A 24,649-nucleotide genomic window follows, 5' to 3' on the forward strand; every position below is an offset into this window, starting at 1 on the left:
GCCGTCTCCGCGGTTGAGAGAGTCCGAAAGCTCTTGTGGAGCCGGTCAGGAGAGCCCGAGCTCGTCGTCGAGGAGATCGAAGATCTCGTCTGCTGTCGCGGACTGGATTTCACGGTCTTCCGCGGGGCTGCCCGTAGCACTGTGCGCTTCATTCCACTTCGACAGGAGGTCCCGCAGGCGGGTGGTGATGGCGGGGCTCTCGGCGTCGTCGGGTGCGATCGTGGCGAGGATCGCTTCGAGCTTGTCGAGTTCCGCGTGTACGGGCGGGTGTGCGTCCGCGCTGTCCAGGCCGAGTTCCTCGCGCAGATACCCGGCGAGCGCGGTGGGCGTCGGGTAGTCGAAGATCAGCGTGACCGGCAGCCGCAGTCCGGCGGCGGCGCCCAGTCGGTTGCGCAGATCGACGGCGGTGAGCGAGTCGAAGCCCAGGTCGAGGAAGCCGCGCCCGGCGTCGACGTCGTCCGGCGTGGCGTGTCCGAGGACGGCCGCCACGTGGGTCCGTACGACCTCCAGCAGTTCCCGGTCGCGTTCGGTGTCCGAGAGGCCCGCGAGCCGCTCGGTGAGCGATCCGGAGTCGGCCGGGGTCCCGGCACCGGTGGGTCCGGTGTCGACGGAGCGCCGTACGGGCGTACGGACCAGGCCGCGCAGCAGCGGCGGCAGCAGCCCGGTGGCGGCCTGGCCGCGCAGCGCGCCGGTGTCGATGCGGATGGGTACGAGCACGGCCTCGGAGAGGGTGTCCGTCAAGTCAAACAGGGCCAGGCCCTCGTCCTGCGGCAGCGCCTCGAAGCCACCGCGCGCGATGCGGCCCACATCGGTGGTGTCCAGGCTGCCCGCCATGCCGTCGGCCGCCGCCCACAGGCCCCAGGCCAGCGAGGTCGCGGGCAGGCCCTGGGCGTGGCGATGCTGGGCGAGCGCGTCCAGGAAGGTGTTCGCCGCGGCGTAGTTGCCCTGCCCCGCGCTGCCGAAGGCTCCGGCGGCCGAGGAGAAGAGTACGAACGCGGAGAGGTCCAGCTCGCGGGTCAGCTCGTGCAGGTTCCACGCGGCGTCCACCTTGGGGCGCAGCACCGCGTCGATCCGCTCACCGGTCAGCGAGCTGATCACACCGTCGTCCAGGACGCCCGCGGTGTGCACCACGCCGGTGAGCGGGTGCTCGGCGGGGATCGCGGAGAGGACGGCGGCCAGGGCGTCCCGGTCGGCGGTGTCGCAGGCCGCCCAGGTCACGGTGGCACCCAACGTGCCCAGTTCGGCGCCGAGTTCGGCCGCGCCGGGGGCGTCGCCGCCGCGCCTGCTGAGCAGCAGCAGCCGCCGTACGCCGCGCTCGGCGACCAGGTGGCGGGCGAAGAGCCCGCCCAGGGCGCCGCTCGCGCCGCTGAGCAGCACGGTGCCGTGCGGGTCGCCGAAACCAGCCGCCTGCACGTCATCCGTCGCGCCCGTTTCGGCCGGGACCCGGGCGAGCCGGTACGCGTGTGCGGTGCCGGAGCGCAGCGCGAGCTGCGGTTCGTCGGTGGCGAGCACCGTCGGCAGCGCCCGCTGCGAGGCGTCGGTGCCGTCGGTGTCGACCAGTGTGAACCGGCCCGGGTTCTCCGACTGGGCGGACTTGACCAGGCCCCACACGGTGGTGCGGGTCAGATCGGCGACGTCCTCACCGGGGCGTGCCACGACCGCGCCACGGGTCACGAACACCAGGCGGGTGTCGGCGAACCGCTGGTCGGCCAGCCACTTCTGGACGAGGTCCAGGGCGTCCCGGGCGGCGGCCTTGGCCGCCTCGGGCAGCGACGCCCCGCCGCCCGTGAGGGGCACGAGCACCACGTCGGGGGCGGTGCCGTCGAGGGCGTCGGTGAGCGCCGTCAGATGCGGGTAGTCATCCAGCCGCTCGCCCGCCGCCGTGAACGCGGCGTCGGCGCCGAGGGTCACCCAGCGTTCGCCCAGCGGGATGCCGGTGGCGGACGCGGGGGTGGTCAGCTCCGTCCACTCCGGGCGGAACAGCGACTCGTGGTGTGCGGCGCGCGAGGCGTTGACCTGGTCGGCCGACAGCGGGCGCAGCACCAGACCGTCGATGGTGGCGACGGTGGCGCCGGTGCCGTCCGCGACGTGGAGCGCCACGCCTTCGGCGGCCGGGCGCAGCCGTACCCGCAGCGACGCGGCGCCCCCGGCGTACAGCCTCACGCCCGTCCAGGCGAACGGCAGCCGCGCCCCTTCGCTCTCCCCGCCGGCGTCCGGCGTGGCGAGGCCGAGGGTGTGCAGGGCGGCGTCCAGCAGCGCGGGATGCACCCCGTACGAGGCGGCCTCGGGCTCGTCGCCACGCGGCAGCCGGATGGTCGCGAAGAGGTCGTCGCCGCGCCGCCAGGCTTCGTGCAGGCCCTGGAAGACCGGGCCGTAGCCGAGCCCGGCGGCGGCCGCGTGCTCGTAGAACGCCTCGGTCGGGAGGGCGGTCGCGCCGGTGGGCGGCCAGACGCCGAGGTCGACGTCTTCCACCTGCTCGGCGGGTGCGCTCGGGGTGAGGAAGCCGGTGGCGTGGCGTACCCACGGCTCGTCGGCGGGGACGTCCTCGCGGCGGGAGTGCAGGGTCAGTTGGCGCCGTCCAGTGTCGTCGCCCGCCGCCAGCTCCAGCCGCAGCTGGACGGCGCCCTGTTCGGGCACGACCAGCGGCGCCTGCAGCGTCAGCTCCTCGACCGTGTCGCAGCCCGCCTCCTCACCGGCCCGCAGCGCCAGTTCGACGAAGGCCGTGCCGGGCAGCAGGACGGTGTCCATGACGGCGTGATCGGCCAGCCAGGGGTGGGTCAGCAGCGACAGCCGCCCGGTGAACACGAAGCCACCGGTGTCGGGGAGTTCCACCGCCGCGCCCAGCAGCGGGTGGCCCGCCGAGCCGAGGCCCGCGGAGGCCACGTCCTCGGCGGAGATGCCCACGTCGAGCCAGTAGCGCTGCCGCTGGAAGGGGTACGTGGGCAGCTCGACGCGGCGGGCGCCGCGACCGGCGTAGACGGCGGCCCAGTCCAGGGCCACGCCCCGCACATGGAGCTGGGCGAGGGTCGTGGCCAGCGCCTGGGCCTCGGGACGGCCGTTGCGCAGGGCGGGGACGAACACGGCCTCTGCCGCGTCCTCCTCGATCTCGGCCAGGCAGTTCTCACCCATCGCGGAGAGCACCCCGTCGGGACCGAGTTCCACGAAGGTGCTCACACCGTTGTCGCGCAGGGTGCGCACACCGTCGACGAAGCGGACGGACTCGCGGACGTGGCGGACCCAGAAGTCCGGCATGCGGATCTCGTCGGACGTGGCCACGGTGCCGGTGAGGCAGGAGACCAGGGGGATCGTCGGGGCGTTGTACGTCAGACCCTCCGCGACCTTGCGGAAGTCCGCCAGCATGGCGTCCATGCGCGGCGAGTGGAAGGCGTGGCTGACGGTGAGCCGTTTGGTCTTACGACCCTGTGCCTCGAAGCCCGCCGCGATCTCAGCAACAGCATCGTCGTCACCCGCGATGACCACGGACGACGGGCCGTTGAGCGCGGCGATGCTGACCCGCTCGGTGAGCAGCGGCGCCACCTCGTCCTCCGACGCCTGCACCGCGACCATCGCGCCACCGGCCGGAAGCTCCTGCATCAGACGGCCACGCGCCGCCACCAGCTTCGCCGCGTCCGCGAGCGAGAACACACCCGCCACATGCGCGGCGGCCAGCTCGCCGATGGAGTGGCCGGACAGGAAGTCCGCACGCACACCCCACGCCTCGACCAGCCGGAACAGCGCCACCTCCACCGCGAACAGCGCGGGCTGGGTGAATCCGGTCCGGTCCAGCGCCTCGGCGTCCTCGCCGAAGAGGACGTCCCGCAGGGGCCGTTCAAGGTGCTGGTCCAGCTCCGCGCACACCGCGTCCAGGGCCCGCGCGAACACCGGGAACGTCTCGTACAGCTCGCGGCCCATGCCGAGCCGCTGGCTGCCCTGTCCCGTGAAGAGGAACGCCGCCTTGCCCTCGGCCGCGACCCCGCGCAGCTCTGCCGCCGGACGCTCGCCGCGCGCCAGCGCGTCCAGCGCGTCCAGCACCTCGTCGTGGCCGTCGGCAACCAGGGCGACGCGGTGTTCGAGCGCGGCACGGGTCGTCGCGAGGGAGAAGCCCAGATCGGTCAGGTCGGAGGTCCCGGTGGCGATCCGCGAGCGCAGTCGCCGCGCCTGGGCGCGCAGGGCGTCCTCGCCGCGCGCCGACAGCAGCACGGGGACGTACGGCAGGGCCTCGGTGTCCGCCGGGGCCTCGACCGCCTCGGACGCGGGCGGCTGCTCGATGATGGCGTGCGCGTTGGTGCCGCTGATGCCGAACGACGACACGGCGGCCCGGCGCGGGCGGCCGGTCTCCGGCCACTTTGTCTGCTCCGTCAGCAGCGACACCGCGCCCGCCGACCAGTCGACGTGCGGCGACGGCTCGTCCACGTGCAGGGTTCGCGGGAGCACACCGTGGCGCATGGCCAGCACCATCTTGATGACACCGGCGACACCGGAGGCGGCCTGGGTGTGGCCCAGGTTGGACTTGACGGAACCCAGCCACAGCGGCTGCTGCTCCGCGTCCCGCTCCCGGCCGTAGGTGGCCAGCAGCGCCTGCGCCTCGATCGGGTCGCCCAGCGTCGTCCCCGTACCGTGCGCCTCGACCACGTCGACCTCGCCGGTGCCCAGACGGGCGTTGGCGAGCGCCTGCCGGATGACACGCTGCTGCGACGGGCCGTTCGGCGCCGTCAGACCGTTCGACGCACCGTCCTGGTTGACCGCCGAGCCGCGCACGACGGCCAGCACCTCATGGCCGTTGCGACGGGCGTCCGACAGCCGCTCCAGCAGCAGCATGCCCGCGCCCTCGCCCCAGCCGGTGCCGTCGGCGGCGGCCGCGAACGACTTGCAGCGGCCGTCGCGGGCCAGCCCGCGCTGGCGGCTGAAGTCGATGAACGTGCCCGGGGTGAACATCACCGTGACACCACCGGCCAGCGCCAGGGAGCATTCGCCGTTACGCAGCGCCTGCGCGGCCAGGTGCAGCGCCACCAGCGACGACGAGCACGCCGTGTCGACCGTGACGGCCGGGCCTTCCAGACCGAAGGTGTACGCGACGCGGCCGGACACCACGCTGCTGGAGCTGCCGGTGCCGAGGTAGCCCTCGACCCCGTCCGGCACGGCGTGCAGCCGGGACCCGTAGTCGTGGTACATGACGCCCGCGAACACACCGGTCCTGCTGCCGCGCACGGACGACGGGTCGATGCCCGCGCGCTCGAACGCCTCCCAGGTGGTCTCCAGCAGCAACCGCTGCTGCGGGTCCATGGCCAGCGCCTCGCGCGGGGAGATCCCGAAGAACGCCGGGTCGAACTCGGCCGCGTCGTGCAGGAATCCGCCGTCGCGGGCGTACGAGGTGCCCGGGGTCTCCGGGTCCGGGTCGTACAGGGCGTCGAGGTCCCAGCCGCGGTTGTCCGGGAAGCCCGTGATGCCGTCCTCGCCCGCGGCGAGCAGCTGCCACAGCTCCTCGGGGGTGGTCACCCCGCCCGGGTAGCGGCAGCTCATCGCCACGATGGCGATCGGATCGTCGTCGGTGGCGGCCGACACCGGCACCGGCGTGTGCACCGCCGCCTGCGGCTCCTCGCCCACCAGCTCGGTCCGCAGGTGGCGGGCCAGCACCTGCGGGTCCGGGTAGTCGAAGATGAGCGTCGCGGGCAGCCGCAGCCCGGTCACGGCCTTGAGCTGATTACGCAGCTCAACGGCGGTCAGCGAGTCGAAACCCAGGTCCTTGAACGCCCGCCCGGAACCAATGGTGTCCGCACCCGCGTACCCCAGCACGGTCGCGACCTGCGCCCGCACCAGGTCCAGCAGCAGCCTCTCCTGCTCCGCCACGCTCAGCCCGGCCAGCCGACCGGCCAGCCCGGCGTCGCCACCGGCCGCGACCGCGTCCACCGCGCGCCGCGCCGGGATGCGCACCAGGCCGCGGAAGAGGGGCGAGATGGCGGGCTGGTCGCGCAGCGCCGCGAGGTCCACCCGCATCGGCACCAGCGATGCCACGTTCATGGTCAGCGCGGTGTCGAGCAGCGCCAGGCCGTCCGCCACCGGCAGCGGCGGCAGTCCGGCCCGCCGCATCCGGGCGATGTCGGCCTCGTCCAGGGTGTCGCCCATTCCGGCCCCGGCCCACAGACCCCACGCCAGCGAGGTGGCGGGCAGGCCCTGGGCGGCGCGGTGCTGCGCGAGCGCGTCCAGGAAGACGTTGGAGGCGGCGTAGTTGCCCTGCCCCGGGCCACCGAACACACCGGAGGAGGACGAGAACAGGACGAAGGCCGCGAGGTCCAGGTCCCGGGTCAGCTCGTGCAGGTTCCAGGCCGCGTCCACCTTCGGGCGCATGACGTGGTCGATGCGCTCGGGCGTCAGCGAGCCGATCACACCGTCGTCCAGCACACCGGCCGTGTGCACGACGGCGGTCAGCGGATGCTCAGCCGGAACCGACCCCAGCACCTCCGCCAGCGCGCCACGGTCCGCCACATCACACGCGGCCCAGCGCACCTGGGCGCCCGACGCGGCCAGCTCGGCGCCGAGTTCGGCGGCGCCCGGAGCCTGGTCGCCACGACGGCTCACCAGCAGCAGATGCCGTACGCCACGCTCCGCCACCAGGTGGCGCGCCACCAGCCCGCCCAGCGAACCGGACGCACCGGTCACCAGCACCGTGCCCTCGGGGTCCATCCCACGGGCGGTGTCCGCTTCGGGCTCCACGGCCACCCGCGCCAGCCGTGGCGCCGACACCACGCCCGCGCGGATCGCGAGCTGCGGCTCGCCCGTCGCCACGGCGGCGGGCAGCGCTGCCGCCGACTCCTCCTGCCCGTCCACATCCACCAGGACGAAACGGCCCGGGTTCTCCGACTGCGCCGAGCGCAGCAGACCCCACACGGCCGCACCGGCCGGGTCCGCCACCGGCTCACCCTCGGCGGCGGCCACCGCGCCACGGGTCACGACCACCAGCGGGGCGTCCCCGAACCGCTCCTCGCCCAGCCACTGCTGGACGGTGGCGAGGGCCTCGGCGGCGGCGCGGTGCGCGCCCTCGGCCACGTCGTCGCCGTGGTGTTCCACGGACGGCGCCACGACCACGTACTCGGGCGACGGGGCCGTGCCCGAGGCGAGGGACCCGGCCAGCGCCGTGAGGTCCGGGTACGCGGTACCACCGAGCCCCAGCGTGTCCGTGCCCAGAACCGCCCGCGAGCCATCGGCCGGGGTGTCCGTCATGGCCACCGACCCGGCCGCCGTCCACTCCAGGCGGAACAGCGAGTCGTGGTACGCGGTACGCGCGCTCCGCAGCCGCGCGGCCGAGACCGGGCGCAGCCCGAGCGTCTCGACGGCTCCCACCGGCGCACCGGTGGTGTCGGCGATCTCCAGCCGCACCCCGTCGTTGCCCGAGGGCACCAGGTGGACGCGCAGCGCCGACGCGCCGCTCGCGTACAGCGACACCCCGGTCCATGCGAACGGCAGCCGCCCCTCGCCGTTGGTGTTGCCAAGGCCGTCGAGCCCGATGGCGTGGAGGGCGGAGTCCAGGAGCGCCGGGTGCAGGCCGAATACGGCGGCGTCCTCGGCCACGTCCTCGGGAAGCGCCACCTCGGCGAACACCTCACCGTCGCGCCGCCACGCCCTGCGCAGGCCCCGGAACTCCGGGCCGTACGCGAAACCGATGTCCAGCAGGCCTTCGTAGCGGCCGTCGAGGTCGATCTCGGTGGCGTCGGCGGGCGGCCAGGCGCCCAGCTCGAACTTCGCCTCCGGGCGCCCGCCCGCCGCCAGGAAACCGGTCGCGTGCCGGGTCCACGGCTCCTCGGCGGGCAGGCTCTCGACGCGCGAGTGCAGCGACAGCGGACGGCGGCCCAGGTCGTCGGCCGCGCCCACCGAAAGCCGCAGCTGAACGCCGCCCTGCTCGGGCAGGACCAGCGGCGCTTCGAGGGTCAGCTCTTCGAGGTAGTCACATCCGACCTGGTCACCGGCGCGGATCGCCAGCTCCACGAACGCGGTGCCCGGCAGCAGCACGCTGTCCAGGATCGTGTGGCCCGCGAGCCAGGGGTGGGTGGAGAGCGCCAGGCGGCCGGTGAACAACACCCCGTCCGAGTCCGGCAGTTCGGCGCTGGCACCGAGCAGCGGATGCGCGGCCTCGCCCAGACCCACTGCGGCCACGTCGCCGAGGAACAGCGACGACACCTTCGGCCAGTAGCGCTGGCGCTGGAAGGCGTACGTGGGCAGCTCGACCGACGTGGCGCCCGTACCGCTGTAGAAGGCCGCCCAGTCCACGGCCACGCCACGGACGTGCGCCCGCGCGAGGGCGTTCGTCAGCGCCTCGGTCTCGGGGCGGTCCTTGCGGCAGACGGAGGCGAAGACGGCCTCGTCATCGCCGGTGACGCACTCCTGCGCCATGGCGGTGAGCACACCGTCCGGGCCCAGCTCGATGAAGGTGGTGACGCCCTGCGCCTCCAGGGTGCGCACGCCATCGAGGAACCGCACCGCCTCGCGGACATGCCGCACCCAGAAGTCGGCGGTCGCGATCTCCTCGGCGGAGACGACATCCCCGGTGAGGTTGGAGACGATCGGGATGCGCGGGGCCTCGTACGACAGCCCCTGCGCGACCTCGCGGAACGCGTCCAGCATGCCGTCCATGCGCGGCGAGTGGAACGCGTGGCTGACGGTGAGCCGCTTGGTCTTACGACCCCGCTCCTCGAAGCCCGCCGCGATCTCCAGCGCCGCGTCCTCGTCACCGGCGATGACCACGGATGACGGTCCGTTGAGGGCGGCGATGCTCACGCGCTCGGTGAGCAGCGGCGCCACCTCGTCCTCCGACGCCTGCACCGCGACCATCGCGCCACCGGCCGGAAGCTCCTGCATCAGACGGCCGCGCGCCGCCACCAACGCAGCCGCATCGGCGAGCGACAGCACACCCGCCACCTGCGCGGCGGCCAGCTCGCCGATGGAGTGCCCGGACAGGAAGTCCGGCTTCAGGCCCCACGCCTCGACGAGACGGAACAGCGCCACCTCGATGGCGAACAGCGCGGGCTGGGTGTAGCCGGTCCGGTCCAGCGCGGCGGCGTCGTCCCCGAAGAGAACGTCCCGCAGCGGCCGTTCCAGATGCGCGTCCAGATGGGCGCACACCTCGTCCAGCGCGTCCGCGAACACCGGGTACGTCTCGTACAGCTCACGGCCCATGTCCAGCCGCTGGCTGCCCTGACCCGTGAACAGGAACGCCACCTTGCCGCCCGCCACCGAGCCCTCGACCAGGCCCGGGGCGGACTCGCCCGCCGCCAGCGCGTCCAGGGCGGTCAGCAGCCCGTCCCGGTCGTCGGCGACCAGTGCGGCCCGCTCCTCGAACGCCGTACGGCGCGTGGCGAGCGTGAACGCCACGTCGCGGCCGTCCAGCTCGGGGCGGGAGTCGAGGTGTGCGCGCAGCTGTGCGGCCTGGCCGCGCAGCGCTTCGGGGGTCTTGGCCGACAGCACCCAGGCGGCCGGGCCGTCGACCTGCGGCGCCTTCGTGGCTTCCCCCTCAAGAGCGGGAGCCTGCTCGATGATGGTGTGCGCGTTGGTGCCGCTGATACCGAAGGAGGACACGGCGGCCCGGCGCGGGCGGCCGGTCTCCGGCCACTCCCGCGCCTCCGTCAGCAGCGCGACCGCGCCCGCCGACCAGTCGACCTCGGGCGTCGGCTCGTCCACGTTGAGGGTCTGGGGCAGCACACCGTGCCGCAGCGCCAGCACCATCTTCATCACGCCCGCCACACCGGCAGCCGCCTGCGTGTGGCCGAAGTTGGACTTGATGGAGCCCAGCCACAGCGGCTGGTCCGCGTCCCGGTCCTGGCCGTACGTGGCGAGCAGCGCCTGCGCCTCGATCGGGTCGCCCAGCCGGGTGCCCGTACCGTGCGCCTCGACCGCGTCCACGTCGGCGGCCGACAGACCGGCACCGGCCAGTGCCTGCCGGATCACCCGCTGCTGCGACGGACCGTTCGGCGCCGTCAGACCATTGGACGCACCGTCCTGGTTGATCGCGCTGCCGCGCACCACCGCCAGCACCTCGTGGCCATGACGCCGCGCGTCCGACAGCCGCTCCACGAGCAGCATGCCGACACCCTCACCCCAACCGGTGCCATCCGCACCCGCCGCGAAGGCCTTGATACGGCCATCCGCAGCCAGCCCCCGCTGACGGCTGAAGTCCACGAACGAACCCGGCGTCGACATCACCGTCACACCACCGGCCAGGGCGAGAGAGCACTCCCCCGCCCGCAGCGCCTGAATCGCCCAGTGCAGCGCGACCAGCGACGACGAACACGCCGTGTCCACCGTCACCGCCGGGCCCTCAAGACCCAGCGCGTAGGACACCCGGCCCGACAACACGCTGGCCGCGTTGCCCGTGCCCAGGAAGCCTTCCGACCCGTCGGGGGCGGACAGGATCACGGGCAGGTAGTCCTGGCCGTTCGTACCGGCGAACACGCCGACCTGCTGGCCGCGCAGCGTCGTCGGGTCGATGCCCGCGCGCTCGAACGCCTCCCAGGAGGTCTCCAGCAGCAGCCGCTGCTGCGGGTCCATGGCCAGCGCCTCGCGCGGCGAGATCCCGAAGAAGACGGGGTCGAACTCGGCGGCGTCCGCGAGGAATCCGCCCTCGCGCACATAGCTGGTGTTCTCGGCTCCCGACTCCGGGTCGTACAGCGACTCGACGTCCCAGCCACGGTCGGCCGGGAAGTCCACCACCGCGTCCTGCCCGGCGGCCAGCAGCCGCCACAGCTCCTCCGGCGTGCGCACCCCGCCCGGGAAGCGGCAGCTCATGCCCACGATCGCGATCGGGTCGTCGTCCACGGCCACGCCCACCGACGACGCGCCGGTGACGGCCGGGTGCGAGCCGATGAGTTCGGCCTGCAGGTGGTCGGCGAGGGCGAGCGGGGTCGGGTAGTCGAAGATGATGGTGGCGGGCAGCCGCAGCCCGGTGAGCGTGCCGAGCAGGTTGCGGATCTCGACGGCGGTGAGCGAGTCGAAGCCGAGGTCCCGGAAGGCGCGGCTGGGCTCCACCGAGTCCGGCCCTGGGTAGCCGAGGACGGCGGCGACCTGGGTGCGGACGAAGTCCAGGGTGAGCTGGTCGCGTTCCTCGTCGGTCGCGGCACCGGCCAGCTGCCGCGCCAGCGACGACGCGTCTCCGGGCATGGCGCCGGGGGTGGCCGCGACGGCGGCGCGGGCCGCTTCGAGGGCCCGCCGGGCGTCGGGGAGGTCGTCGATCAGCGGGTTCGGGCGGTTGGCGGTGAGGCCGGGCGCGAAGCGGTCCCAGTCGATGTCCACGACGAGGGAGAAGGTCTCGCCCAGGTCGAGCGCGGCGCCCAGCGCGGTGGCCGCGGCTTCGGGGGCGAGGGCGGGCAGCCCGGACTGGCGGAGCCGTTCGGCGACGAGTTCGTCGGTGGCCATGCCGCCCTCGGCCCAGGCGCCCCAGGCGAGGGAGGTGGCGGGCAGGCCCTCGGCGCGGCGCTGTTCGGCGAGCGCGTCGAGGTAGGCGTTGGCGGCCACGTAGTTGGCCTGACCGGCGGCGCCGAAGGTGGCGGCCATGGAGGAGAACAGCACGAACGCGGACAGGTCGTGTCCACGGGTCAGCTCGTCCAAGTGGCGCGCGGCGTCGGCCTTGGCGCGCAGCACGTCGGCCATCCGCTGCGGGGTCTGGGCGTCGAGTACGCCGTCGTCGAGCACACCGGCGGCGTGGACGACGGTGGTCAGCGGGTGTTCCGCCGGTACGGTCGCGAGGAGCGCGGCGAGCGCGTCCCGGTCGGCGACGTCGCAGGCGGCGAGGGTGACCTCGGCGCCCTGCCGGGTGAGTTCGTTGGCCAGCTCGGCCGCGCCGGGGGCGTCGGGGCCCCGGCGCCCGGCGAGCAGCACGTGGTCGGTGCCGTGGGCGACCAGCCAGCGGGCGACGTGGGCGCCGAGGGCGCCGGTGCCGCCGGTGATCAGCGCGGTGCCGTGGGTGGACCAGCCGTCGCCGGTGGTCTCGTGGTGCGGCGCGCGGGCCAGCCTGCGGGCGTGGACGCCCTGCGGGCGGATCGCCAGGTGGTCCTCGTCGCGGAGCGCGTCGGGCCCGGCGAGGATGTCGGCGAGCCGGGCGAGGGAGCGGTCGTCGGCGGTCTCGGGGAGGTCGATCGACCCGGCCCAGAGGTCGGGCTGTTCGAGGGCGACGGTGCGGCCGAGGCCCCAGACCTGGGCCTGAACGGCGCTGGTGAGCCGGTCGGAGCGGCTGACGGAGACGGCGCCACGGGTGGCGGACCACAGGGGCGCGTCCGTACCGGCGTCCCCGAGGGCCTGGACGAGGGCGAGGGTGCCCGCGAGTCCGGCGCTGAGCGCGGGATGCGCGGTGTGCGGGCGCTCGTCGAGGCCGAGGAGGGACAGCACGCCGTCGATAGGCGCCGCCTCGTCCGACTCCAGGGCGGCACGGAGGTGTTCGGCGACCGTGGCGCGGTCGTCCGTCGTGCCGTCGACGGTGATCTGGTGGACGCGTATGCCACGTTCGGCCAGGGTCCGCAGCGGCCCCGCGACCCAGGGGTGGGCGTCGTGTCCGGCGGGGGTGGCGACGAGCCAGGTGCCGGTGAGCGGCGTGGCCTGGAACGGCGGCAGCGGCTTCCACATGGTGCGGTAGCGCGAGCCGTTGACCGTGGTGTCGACGTGGTTGCGGTGGCGCCACGCGGACAGCGCGGGCAGCACCTCGCTGAGCGGCTGGTCGCCGTCGAGCCCGAGGGTGTCGACCAGGGTGGCCAGGTCCTCGCTGTGGACGACCTCCCAGAACCGGGCGTCGGCGACGGCCGGCGCACCCGCCTCGGCGGCGGCCTCGGCCTCGTACGTGAAGGGGTTGGCGGGCCAGTAGCGCTGCCGCTGGAAGGCGTACGTGGGCAGGTCGACGCGGCGCGCGCCGGAGCCCGCGTAGTACGTGGTCCAGTCGACGGGCACGCCGCGGACGTGGGCGTGGGCGAGCGCCTGGTGCACCGTGCGGGTCTCGGGGCGGCCTGGGCGCAGGGCGGGCAGGAACGCGAACGTCCTGTTCTTCGCCTCGGTGACGCACTCCTGGGCCATGGCCGAGAGCACCCCGTCGGGGCCCAGCTCGACGAAGGTGGTCACGCCGAGGTCTTCCAGGCGGCGCACACCGTCGAGGAAGCGGACGGCCTCGCGGACGTGACGCACCCAGAACTCGGGCGTGGTGATCTCGTCGGCGCCGACCAGGTCGCCGGTGAGGTTGGAGACGATGGGGATCTGCGGGGCCTCGTAGGTGAGGCGCTGGGCGACCTGGCGGAAGTTGTCCAGCATCGCGTCCATGTGCGGGGAGTGGAACGCGTGGCTGACCGTGAGCCGCTTGGTCTTGCGGCCCCGCTCCTCGAAGGACGCCGCGATCGCGACGGCCGCGTCCTCGTCGCCCGCGATGACCACCGACGCGGGCCCGTTCACCGCGGCGATCGAGACGCGCTCGGTGAGGTGCGGCGCCACCTCGTCCTCGGAGGCCTGCACGGCGATCATCGCTCCGCCGCCGGGGAGTTGCTGCATCAGCTGGCTGCGCGCGGCCACCAGGGCGGACGCGTGGGTGAGGGACAGCACCCCGGCCACGTGAGCGGCGGCGATCTCGCCGATGGAGTGGCCGCAGAGGAAGTCGGGCCGCAGTCCCCACGACTCGACGAGGCGGAACAGCGCCACCTCGACGGCGAACAGGGCGGGCTGGGTGTAGCCGGTCCGGTCGAGCGCGGCGGCGTCGTCGCCGAACAGCACGTCCTTCAGCGGCCGGTCGAGGAAACGGTCGAGCTGGGTGCACACCGCGTCCAGCGCTTCGGCGAACACCGGGTGGTTCTCGTACAGTTCGCGACCCATGCCGAGCCGCTGGCTGCCCTGGCCGGTGAAGAGGAACGCGAGGTTGCCCTCGGCTGCCAGACCCTCGGTGACCTCGGAGTGGTGGCGGCCGCCGGCGAGCGCTTCGAGGCCCGCGAGCAGTTCGTCCCGGTCGGCGGCGGCGACCACGGCGCGGCGGTCGAGGGCTGCGCGGGTGACGGCCTGCGAGTAGCCGATGTCGGCGGGCCGGTAGCCGGGGTTCGCGGCCAGGTGGGCGTGGAGCTGGGCGGCCTGGGCGCGCAGCGCGTCCTGGTTCTTGCCGGAGAGTGCGACCGGGGTGAGGGGCGGCGTGGCCTGGGCGGGGTCCGGCTCCGCGCGGCCGGGCACGACGTTCGTACGGTCGGCGTCCGTCTGGTCGGCGGCCGTGTGCCCGGCGCCCGTCTCGTCTGTGGCGGGGGTGGCCGGGGCGGGGGGCTCCTCCAGGATGGTGTGCACATTGGTGCCGCTCATCCCGAACGACGAGATGCCCGCCCGGCGCGGCTCGGCGCTCTCCGGGTCGTGCGGCCACTCGCGGGTGGCGGTGAGCAGTTCGACGTCCCCGGCGGTCCAGTCGACGTGCGGGGTGGGCTCGGTGAGGTGGAGGGTCTTGGGCAGCGCTCCGTGGCGCATGGCCATGACCATCTTGATGACACCGCCGACACCGGCGCCCGCCTGGGCGTGGCCGATGTTGGACTTGATGGAGCCGATCAGCAGCGGCTTGCCCGCGGGCCGGTCCTGGCCGTACGTGGCGAGCAGCGCCTGCGCCTCGATCGGGTCGCCCAGGGCGGTGCCGGTGCCATGTGCCTCGACGGCGTCGACCTGGTCGGGCGAGAGCCGGGCGTTGGCGAGCGCCTGGAGGATGACGCGCTGCTGGGAGGGGCCGTTGGGGGAGGTGAGGCCGTTGGACGCGCCGTCCTGGTTGACGGCGGAGCCACGGATCACGGCGAGCACCGGGTGGCCCCTGCGCTGGGCGTCCGACAGCCGCTCGACCAGCAGGATGCCGACGCCCTCGCCGAGGCAGAAGCCGTCGGCCTCGGGCGCGAAGGGCTTGGAGCGGCCGTCGAAGGCGAGCCCGCGCATCTTGCTGTAGTCGACGAAGACGCCGGGCGCGCACATCAGGGTCGCGCCGCCGGCCAGGGCGAGCGAGCATTCGCCCTGCCGCAGCGCCTGCACGGCGAGGTGGATCGCCACCAGCGACGAGGAGCAGGCGGTGTCGACGGTGACCGCCGGGCCCTCGAAGCCGAAGGTGTACGAGAGGCGGCCGGAGGCGATGCTCGCGGCGTTGCCGGTGCCGAAGTAGCCCTCGAAGTTCTCGTCGGAGCTGAGGATCGCCCCGAGGTAGTCGTGATTGCTGGTGCCGACGAAGACGCCGACCTGCTTGCCGCGCGCCGAAAGCGGGTCGATTCCGGCCCGTTCGAAGGCTTCCCAGGAGGTTTCCAGCAGCAGCCGCTGCTGCGGGTCCATGCCGAGTGCTTCACGCGGGCTGATACCGAAGAGAGACGGGTCGAAGTCGGCGATTCCGTCGACGAATCCACCCTCGTGCACATAACTGGTGCCGGGGTGGTCCGGGTCCGGGTGGTACATCCTGTCGACATTCCACCCGCGGTCGACCGGGAAGTCGCTGACCGCGTCGACGCCTTCGCTGACGATGCGCCACAGGTCCTCGGGCGACCGGACGCCTCCGGGATAACGGCAGCCGATCCCCACGATGGCGATGGGGTCGTGGTTCTTCGCCTCGGCCTCTTGCAGGCGGAGGCGAGTCTGATGCAGATCCGCCGTTACCAGCTTGAGGTAGTCCCGCAGCGTCTCTTCATTCGCCATTTACGCAATCCATTTACGGCAGACGGCATCGGAAATGCTCCACAGATCCTCAACAGGGGAGCCGGTAACCAACAACCAATTAGTCGACTTCTCCACGAGAGCCTATGTGCGGGTTAACCCTCTCGACAACCCCTAGCTGCCCCCTACGACCCCCTGGTGACCCAGGGAATCGATAGGGGGCGGCCGGTATTGGAGAACTCTATTCAAGGGTGGGGAAAATCCTGTCCGACATCGGATACGACGTCAATAGCAGAATTCCCGTCACGCCCTTCCGAGACCCTTGTTGATGAATGCGAACAGCTCTTCGTCGCTGGCCGACTGAAGCTGATCGGCCTCGGTCGCGCCCTGGGCGAGGGCTTCGGACGGGGCCGCCGCGGGCTCGGCGGGGGCGGCCGTGTCGTCGGACTCGTTCCACTTCGCCAGCAGCGACTGGAGGCGCATGGTGATGCGCGCCCGGGTGATGTTGTCGGGTGCGCTGTCGGAGAGCACGGTCTCCAGCTTGTCGAGTTCTTCGAGCACCGGGGCGCCGGTGGCCGCCGCGTCGGGCACGATCTCGGCCCGCATGTGGGCCGCCACGGCCGCCGGGGTCGGGTGGTCGAAGATCAGCGTCGGCGGCAGCTTGAGCCCGCTGGCCGCGCCCAGCCGGTTACGGAGTTCGACCGCGGTGAGCGAGTCGAAGCCCAGGTCCTTGAACGCCCGGCCCGCCTCGATCGCCTCGGCCCCGGAGTGTCCCAGCACGGCGGCGACCGCGCTGCGCACCAACTCCAGCAGCACCCGCTCCCGTTCGGTCTCCGGCAGCGTGGCGAGCCGACCGGCCAGCGCGTCCCCGGCGGCGGCCTCCTCGGCGGCGTCCGCCCGCATCTCCTCGGCCACCTCGCGCGCCTCGGGCAGCGCGTCGAGCAGCGGGCGCGGCCGGTCGGCGGTGAAGGCCAGGGTGAAGCGGCGCCAGTCCATGGCGATGACGGTGAGCGCCGTCTCGTCCCGGTCCAGGGCGTGCTGAAGTGCGGCGGTGGCGGACAGCGGCGCCATCTCGTTGATGCCGTGGCGGCGCATCCGGTCGCCGGTGGCGCCGTCCACCGTGCCGCCGTCGCCCCACGGGCCCCAGGTCACGGTGGTGGCGGGCAGACCGTCCGCGCGGCGCTGCTCGGCGAAGCTGTGCAGGAACGCGTTGCCGGGCGCCTGGTTGCCCTGGCCCGGTGCGCCGAACGTCGCGGAGAAGTGCGAGAACAGCACGAACGCGCTCAGGTCCAGGTCCTTCGTCAGCTCGTGCAGATGGCGCGTGGCGTCCACCTTGAGCCGCAGGACACGTTCGACCTGCTCCGGGGCCAGCCCCTCGATCACACCGTCCTCGATGACCGCGGCGGTGTGCATGACGGCCGTCAGCGGCTGGTCGGCCGGGACGGCCGCGAGGGTTTCGGCGAGCGCCGCGCGGTCGGTCACATCGCAGGCGGCGACGGTGACCTTGGCGCCGAGGCCGGTCAGTTCGGCCTCCAGCTCCACCGCGCCGGGGGCGTCCGCGCCCCGGCGGCTCGCCAGCACCAGGTGTTCGGCGCCGTTGCGGGCCAGCCAGCGGGCGACCTCCGCGCCGAGCCGTCCCGTACCGCCGGTGACCAGCGTGGTGCCGGACGGCTTCCAGGACCGTACGGGGGACGTGTCGGCGAGCGGGGCGCGCACCAGGCGCGGCCCGAAGACGCCCGCCTCGCGGATCGCCACCTGGTCCTCGTCGTGCTCGGCGGCGAGAACCCCCATGAGACGGCACAGCGCCTGCTCGTCGGGTGCCTGGGGCAGGTCGACCAGACCGCCCCAGCGCTCCAGGTGTTCCAGCGCGGCCACCCGGCCCAGGCCCCAGACGAGGGCCTGTTCGGGGCATTCCGGCCGGTCGGCGCCGCCGGTGGACACCGCGCCACGCGTCAGGCACCACAGCGGCGCGCCGATTCCGGCGTCGCCGAGCGCCTGGATCAGCGCGAGCTGGGCGGTGGCTCCGGCGGGGGCCTGCGGATGCGCGTCCCCGGCGTCCCCCGCGTGCGAGAGCAGCGACAGCACGCCGGTGAAGCCGCCCTCGGCTGCCTCCGCGTGCGCGGTGCGCAGCCGCTCGGTCAGCTGGTCGCGGCCGTCCGTGCCGGGGTCCACCACGATCTGCCGCACGTCGGCACCGCGTCCGGTGAGCGCGCCGGTCACGGCGGCCGTCCACGCGTCGTCGGTGCTGGCCGCGACGACGAGCCAGGTGCCGTCCGGGCGCGCGGACCGCGCCTCGGCGAGCGGCTGCCACGTCACGCGGTAGCGCCAGCCGTCCACGGTGGACTGCTCGCGGGCCTGCTTGCGCCACGCGGCGAGGGCGGGCAGGACGGCGCTCATCGGCTGGTCGCCGTCGACGGTCAGCTCGGCGGCCAGGGCCTGCCAGTCCTCCGCCTCCACCGCCGCCCAGAACTTCGCCTCCACGGCGTCGTGCCGGGCCTCCCCCGCCACGCGCCCCGGCCCGGCCTCGGGCCAGTAACGCTGCTGCTGGAAGGCGTAGGTGGGCAGTTCGATACGGCGGGCTCCCGTGCCGTCGAACACCGCGTGCCAGTCCACGGCGACACCGCGCGACCACGCCTCGCCGACGGAGGCCCAGAAGCGGTCCAGACCGCCTTCGTCGCGGCGCAGCGACCCGATCGCCGCCGCGTCCATCCCGGCATCCTCGGCGGTCTCCTGCACACCCATCGTCAGCACCGGATGCGCGCTGGACTCGATGAACACGCCGAAGCCCTCGTCGAGCAGCCGCCGGACCGCGCCCTCCAGCTCGACCGTCCGGCGCAGGTTGGTGAACCAGTACGCGGCGTCCAGCTCCGGACCCTCGGCCCACTCCCCCGTCACCGTCGACAAGAACGGCACCTGGGCGGTCTTGGGCTGGACGGGGGCCAGCAGCTCCAGCAGCTCGTCGCGCAACAGCTCCACCTGCGCGGAGTGCGACGCGTAATCCACCGGCACCCGACGCGCCCGGACCTCATCCGCCTCACACGACACCAGCAGCTCATCCAGCGCGGCCGGCTCACCCGAAACCACCACCGCCGAGGGCCCATTCACGGCCGCCACCGAGATCCGCTCCTCGCCCCACGGCGCGATCCGCTCCCGCACCTCCGACACCGGAAGCGCCACCGACACCATGCCGCCCCGACCCGCCAGCACCCGGCCAATCGCCTGGCTGCGCAGCGCCACCACACGCGCCGCGTCCTTGAGCGAGAGGATCCCGGCCACGCACGCGGCGGCGATCTCGCCCTGCGAGTGGCCGACCACGGCGGACGGCTCGACGCCGAGCGAACGCCACAGCTCGGCCAGGGACACCATCACCGCGAACAGCACCGGCTGGACCACGTCCACCCGGTCCAGCGACGGCGCGCCGTCCACCCCGCGCAGCACATCCACCAACGACCAGTCGGTGAACTCCGCCAGAGCCGCCGCGCACTCCTCGACATGGGCCGCGAACACCGGCGAGGCGTCCATCAGCCCCACGCCCATCCGCACCCACTGGGATCCCTGCCCCGGGAAGACGAACGCCGTCTGGCCCGCGACGACCGAGCCCCGCTCGACGCCCGCCGCCAGGCCGCCGTCGGCGAGCGCGGTCAGCCCGGCCACCAGCTCGTCGCGGTCCCGGCCCTGGACGACACCGCGTACGTCCAGCGCGGCGCGGGTCGTGGCCAGCGACAGGCCCACGTCCACCGGGCGCAGCGCCGGTTCGTCCTGGAAGCGGTCCAGCAGCCGCCGGGCCTGGGCGCGCAGCGCCGCCTCGCTCTTGCCGGACACCACCCACGGCACCACGCCCGGCTGCTTCGACACCAGTTCGGCGGGCTCGCGCTCCTCGGCGGGCGCCTGCTCGATGATGGTGTGCGCGTTGGTGCCGCTGAAGCCGAACGAGGAGATGCCCGCGCGGCGCGGACGGCCCGTCTCGGGCCACGGCGTGGCCGAGGTGACCAGCGAGACCGCACCCGACGACCAGTCGATGTGCGGGGACGGCTCGGCGATGTGCAGCGACTCCGGCACCACACCGTGCCGCATGGCCAGCACCATCTTCATCACGCCCGCGATGCCCGCGGCGCCCTGGGTGTGGCCGATGTTGGACTTCACCGACCCCAGCAGCAGGGGCAGTTCCTCGGGGCGGTCCGTGCCGTAGGTGGCGAGCAGCGCCTGCGCCTCGATCGGGTCGCCCAGCGACGTACCGGTGCCGTGCGCCTCGACCACGTCCACATCGGCGCCGGACAGCCGCGCGTTGGCCAGCGCCTGCTGGATGACGCGCCGCTGGGACGGGCCGTTCGGCGCCGTCAGACCATTGCTCGCACCGTCCTGGTTGACGGCGGAGCCACGGACGACCGCGAGCACCTGGTGGCCGTTCTTCCGCGCGTCCGACAGCCGCTCCAGCAGCAGGACGCCCACACCCTCGGCCGGGCCGAAGCCGTCCGCGTCGGCCGAGAACGCCTTGCAGCGGCCGTCCTGCGACAGCCCGCGCTGGCGGCTGAACTCGATGAAAAGACCCGGCGTGGACATCACGTGGACGCCACTCGCGAGCGCCAGCGAGCACTCGTCCAGACGCAGCGACTGCACGGCCAGGTGCAGCGCCACCAGGGACGCGGAGCAGGCGGTGTCCACGGTGACGGCCGGGCCCTCCAGGCCGAAGGCGTAGCTCAGCCGTCCGGAGACGACACTGCTCGCGTTGCCCGTGCCCAGGTGGCCGCCGAAGTCGTCCTCGGCGTCGAGCGCCACCGTCAGGTAGTCGGAGGCGTTCATGCCCGCGAACACACCGGTACGGCTGCCGCGCAGGGTGGCCGGGTCGATGCCCGCCCGCTCGAACACCTCCCAGGAGGTCTCCAGCAGCAGCCGCTGCTGCGGGTCCATGGCGAGCGCCTCACGCGGCGAGATCCCGAAGAACGCCGCGTCGAACCGGGTGGCGTCGCCGAGGAATCCGCCCTCGCGGGTGTAGGTGGTGTCCGGGGTGTCCGGGTCCGGGTCGAAGAGGCTCTGGAGGTCCCAGCCGCGATCGGCCGGGAACTCCGTCTGCGCCTCACCGCCGGAGGCCATGAGCTGCCACAGCTCCTCGGGGGTGTCGACACCGCCGGGGAAGCGGCAGCTCATGCCCACGATGGCGATCGGTTCATGGGCCTGGTCGTCGACTTCCCGCAGCCGCCGGTGGGCGGCGGTGAGATCGGTGGTGACCTTCTTCAGATATTCGCGGAGCTTGGCTTCGTTGGCAGTCGCCATGGACGTTCACCTATTCGCAAGTGCTCTGGATCGTCGGGGGTGCGGGAGTGGGTGCCGTTCGCGTTCAGCCGTTGCCGAACCTCTTGTCGATGAAGTCGAAGAGTTCGTCATCGCTGACCTCTTCGAACGCGTCCGCCTCGGCGTCCGCCCCGTCGTCGTCCGCGGTGCGACGCACGTCGTGCCACTTCGCCAGCAGCGTCTGCAGGCGCACCGTGATGTTCGCATGCGCGGCCTCGTCCGCCGCGACCGCCGCCAGATCCTCCGGCGCCAGCGAGGACAGGCTGTTCTCCAGCCGCTCCAGCTCCTCCGTGAGGGACGTTCCGGCGTCCGCGGTCCCCGGCGCCACCTCGTGGCGCAGCTGCCGCGCGAGCGCCAGCGGCGTCGGGTGGTCGTACACCAGCGTCGCCGTCAGCTTCAGCCCGGTGGCCGCGTTCAGCCGGTTCCGCAGCTCCACGGCCGTCAGCGAGTCGAAGCCCAGCTCCTTGAACGCCTGCTCGGCGCCCACCTGCTCCTTCGACGCGTAGCCCAGGACGGCGGCCACCTGGCGGCGCACCAGGTCGAGAACGGTGCGCTCCTGCTGGGCCTCCGACTGCCGCGCCAGCTGCTGGGCCAGGGTCTGTGCCCCGGTCCCGGCCGCCGTTTCGGCGACGGCCGGGCCGCCGCTGTCGGCAGCGCGGCGCACCGGAGTGCGCACCAGGCCGCGGTAGAGCGGCAGCAGCTCCCCGGCGGAGGCGGCGCCGCGCAGCGTCGCCAGATCGAGCCGTACGGGGACGAGCACCGGCTCGTCGGGCACCGCGCGGGCCACGTCGAACAGGGCCAGGCCCTCGTCGGCGGACAGCGGCAGCACACCGCCGCGCGCCGCCCGCTTCAGGTCGGCCGCGCCGAGCCTGCCGCCCATGCCCCGCTCCTCGGCCCACATGCCCCACACGAGGGACTGCGCGGTGTGGCCGGTGGCGCGGCGGTGTCCGGCGAGCGCGTCGAGGAACACGTTCGCCGCCGCGTAACCGCCCTGGCCCGGGCCGCCGATCGTCCCGGCCGCGGCCGAGAAGAGCACGAAGGCGGACAGGTCCAGGTCGCGGGTCAGTTCGTGCAGGTTGACCGCCGCGTCGACCTTCGGCCGCAGGACGCGGTCGATCCGCTCCGGCGTCAGCATGTCGATGACCCCGTCGTCGAGGACGCCCGCGGTGTGCACCACGGCCGTCAGCGGACGGTCGGCCGGAATTCCGGCCAGCAGGGCCGCCAGCGCCTCCCGGTCGGCCGCGTCGCAGGCGACGACGGTGGCCTGGGCGCCCAACTCGGCGAGTTCGGCGGTCAGTTCGGTCATGCCGTCGGCGGCGGGGCCGCTCCGGCTGGTCAGCAGCAGATTGCGGGCGCCGTGCGCGGTGGCCAGATGACGGGCCACCAGCCTGCCCAGACCGCCGGTGGCGCCGGTGATCAGGACGGTGCCCTCGGTGGTGTCCGGTACTGCCTCGGCGGCCGGGGCCTCGACCCGGGCCAGGCGCGGTGCGTACGCCGCGCCCGCGCGCAGCGCGAGTTCGGGTTCGTCCGAGTCCAGCGCCGCCGCGATGGCCGGGTACGACACCTCGCCGTCGACGTCGAGGAGGACGAACTGCCCCGGGTTCTCCGTCTGGGCGGACCGCAGCAGTCCCCACACGGGCGCGTTCGCCAGGTCCGTGACCTCGGTGTCCCCGGCCGCAGCGACCGCGCCACGCGTGACCAGCACCAGCCGGGCACTGCCGGGCCTGCCGCCGTTCAGCCACTCCTGGACCAGGCCCAGGGCCCGGTGGGTGGCCGCGTGCGCGTCCGCGGCGAGGTCGCCACTGCCCTCGGGCAGGAAGGGGACCAGGACCGTGTCCGGCGCCGTCCCGTCCATCACGACGGCCATGTCCAGCGCCGCCAGGTCGTCGTGGACCGTGGCGGTGTGCCCGGCGGCGTCCAGACCCACGCTCAGCTTGAGGTCGTCGCCGCCGACGACCGCGAAGCTCGCCGATGTGCCGTCCGAAGGCGCGGCCACCGGAGCCCAGTCCACCCGGAACAGGGTGTCCTGGCGTCCGGTTGTCGTCGCCGCTCCGGCGATCCGGTCCGTGTCGAGCGGTGCCACAGCCAGCGCGTCCACCGACGCGACGAGCGCGCCCGCCTCATCGGCGGCCACGAGCGACACCGTGCCGTCCGCCGCGTCCGCCACCGGGGCCAGCCGCACGCGCAGCACCTCGGCGCCCACCGCGTACAGGCTCAGCCCCCGCCACGTGGCCGCCACCGCGGCACCGTCCACGCCCAGCCCCAGCGGCTGGAGCGCACCGTCCAGCAGGGCCGGGTGCAGGGCGAAGCGGGCGGCGTCCGCCTGCCGCTCCTCGCCGATACGGACCTCCGCGTACAGCTCCTCGCCGCGCCGCCACACGTGGCGCAGGCTCTGGAACGCCGGGCCGTGCAGCAGCCCGGCGCGCGCCATGCCCGCGTACAGCGCGGCGGTGTCCACCGGCTCCGCGTCGGCGGGCGGCCATACGGCGAACTCGGCGACGGGAGCCGGGGCCCCGGCCGGGGCGAGGACGCCACCGGCGTGCCGCGTCCACGGCTGGTCCTGCTCCGCACCCTCCGGGCGCGAGTACACCGCCAGCGGGCGGCGGCCCTCGTCGTCCGGCTCGCCGACCGACACCCGCAGCTGAACCCCGCCGCTCTCCGGCAGGATCAGCGGCTCCTCAAGGGCCAGTTCCTCCAGCAGCGCACAGCCCGCCTGGTCCCCGGCGCGCACCGCCAGCTCCACGAACGCGGAGCCGGGCAGCACGGCCGTATCAGCCACCATGTGGTCCGCCAGCCAGGAGTGCGAGGCGAGCGAGAGCCGCCCGGAGAAGAGGAACGCGTCCGCGTCGGGCAGTTCCACCGCCGCACCCAGCAGCGGGTGACCGGCCGAGCCGAGCCCGGCCGAGGCCACCTCGTCCAGGCCCAGCAGGGCGTCGACCCAGTAGCGGCTGCGCTGGAACGCGTACGTCGGCAGCCCGACCTTCCGCGCGCCCGTCCCGGCGAAGAACGCCTCCCAGTCCGGGGCCAGGCCACGGACGTGGAGCCGTGCGACGGCGTGCGTCAGCGCCTCGGCCTCGGACCGGTCCTTGCGGCAGACGGAGACGAACGCGGCGTCGTCATCGCCGGTGACGCACTCCTGCGCCATGGCGGTGAGCACACCGTCCGGGCCCAGCTCCACGAACGTCGTGACGCCCTGATCCTCCAGAGCACGCACACCATCGAGGAAGCGGACCGCTTCGCGGACGTGGCGCACCCAGAAGTCCGGGCTGGTGATCTCCTCGGCGGACACCACCTCGCCGGTCAGGTTCGACACGATCGGGATGCGCGGGGCCTCGTACGACAGGCCCTGCGCGACCTCACGGAACGCGTCCAGCATGCCGTCCATGCGCGGCGAGTGGAACGCGTGGCTGACGGTGAGCCGCTTGGTCTTACGACCCCGCTCCTCGAAACCAGCCGCGATGTGCACGGCGTCGTCCTCGTCGCCCGCGATGACCACGGACGTGGGCCCGTTGAGGGCGGCGATGCTGACGCGCTCGGTGAGCAGCGGCAGTACCTCGTCCTCGGAGGCCTGGACGGCGATCATCGCGCCACCGGCGGGCAGCTCCTGCATCAGCCGACCACGAGCGGCCACGAGGGTGCACGCGTCCGCGAGCGACAGCACGCCCGCCACCTGCGCGGCGGCCAGCTCGCCGATGGAGTGCCCGGACAGGAAGTCCGGCTTCAGGCCCCACGCCTCGACGAGACGGAACAGCGCCAC

At 73.7% G+C, this 24,649-nt stretch carries 2 protein-coding genes and 1 pseudogene; all 3 read right to left on the reverse strand.

Going from position 1 to position 24,649, the window contains the following annotated elements; genetic code table 11:
- Window positions 1-45: 45 nt before the first annotated feature.
- Window positions 46-15,645 (reverse strand): type I polyketide synthase, encoded by a 15,600-nt coding sequence (locus tag ACZ6CL_RS34620; protein ID WP_468943307.1) that lies wholly within the window; start codon window positions 15,643-15,645, stop codon window positions 46-48.
- A 261-nt stretch (window positions 15,646-15,906) separates the two neighbouring features.
- Window positions 15,907-20,853: pseudogene (locus ACZ6CL_RS34625) on the reverse strand (type I polyketide synthase); the annotation flags it as partial.
- 85 nt (window positions 20,854-20,938) lie between these two features.
- The coding region (locus ACZ6CL_RS34630) for a type I polyketide synthase (RefSeq protein WP_468943309.1) at window positions 20,939-24,649 on the reverse strand (3,711 nt) is incomplete at its 5' end.

Source organism: Streptomyces sp. NPDC041200 (assembly GCF_055591805.1).

Coding starts and splice junctions, on each gene's coding strand:
- ACZ6CL_RS34620 (WP_468943307.1), bottom strand. CDS start 15,645: ATGGCGAATGAAGAGACGCTGCGGGACTACCTCAAGCTGGTAACGGCG.